The following is a 693-nucleotide window of genomic DNA, read 5'->3' as shown; positions in this document are numbered from 1 at the left end:
GGGCAGCCGTCGGGGCAGGGGAGGCCTAGAACGACAGGAGGGACGTCACCTTGTCGGGCCCCAGCCGCTTCGCGCCCTCCAGGAAGTCGAGCGTGATGAGGAAGCTGAAGCCGACGAGCTGTCCACCCAGCCGCTGGACGAGCCGGGCGGTGGCGTCCGCGGTGCCGCCGGTGGCGAGCACGTCATCCACGATGAGGGTGCGCTCGTCCTTGAGGAGGGCGTCCTCGTGCATCTCCACGCCGTCCGAGCCGTACTCCAGGGAGTAGCGCTCGATGATGCGGCGGTGGGGAAGCTTGCCGGGCTTGCGGGCGGGGACGAAGCCCGCGTCCAGCGCCAGCGCGATGGGGGCGCCCAGCAGGAAGCCGCGCGACTCCACGCCTACGACCTTGGTGATGTGCTGGCCCCTAAAGGGCGCGGCCATGGCGTTGACGACGCGGCCGAAGAGGCGCGGGTCGGCCAGCATGGGGGTGATGTCCTTGAAGACGATGCCGGGCTTGGGGAAGTCCGGCACGTCGCGCAGGACGGCCTGGAGGTCGGAGACGAGCGTGGGGTCGAAGGACATGGACGGTGGCTCCGGGGCAACGACGGTCCGTGCGGGTGCCGGCGTTCGTGGGGTCCCATGGGGTCCGGCTCGGTCCGGGTCCCAGCGGCGGCCGGCCGGGCGTGCCCCTGGACGGTGGCGCCTGGGGGGAG

The 693-nt window shown here is 72.2% G+C and carries 1 protein-coding gene; it reads right to left on the bottom strand.

Translation table 11 applies throughout. The features are described 5' to 3' along the window. Window positions 1–25: 25 nt before the first annotated feature. Window positions 26–562, bottom strand: a complete 537-nt coding sequence (locus D7V88_RS41980; protein ID WP_120545998.1) for an adenine phosphoribosyltransferase — start codon at window positions 560–562, stop codon at window positions 26–28. Window positions 563–693 lie beyond the last annotated feature (131 nt).

It is taken from the genome of Corallococcus terminator (assembly GCF_003611635.1).
Lineage (GTDB): Bacteria > Myxococcota > Myxococcia > Myxococcales > Myxococcaceae > Corallococcus > Corallococcus terminator.
Note: the sequence above shows the minus strand (reverse complement) of the source record. Positions and strands in the feature narration are given on the sequence as shown.

What these genes read in the sequence shown, in the direction of transcription:
- D7V88_RS41980 (WP_120545998.1), bottom strand. Translation starts at nt 562, where the DNA reads ATGTCCTTCGACCCCACGCTCGTCTCCGACCTCCAGGCCGTCCTGCGC.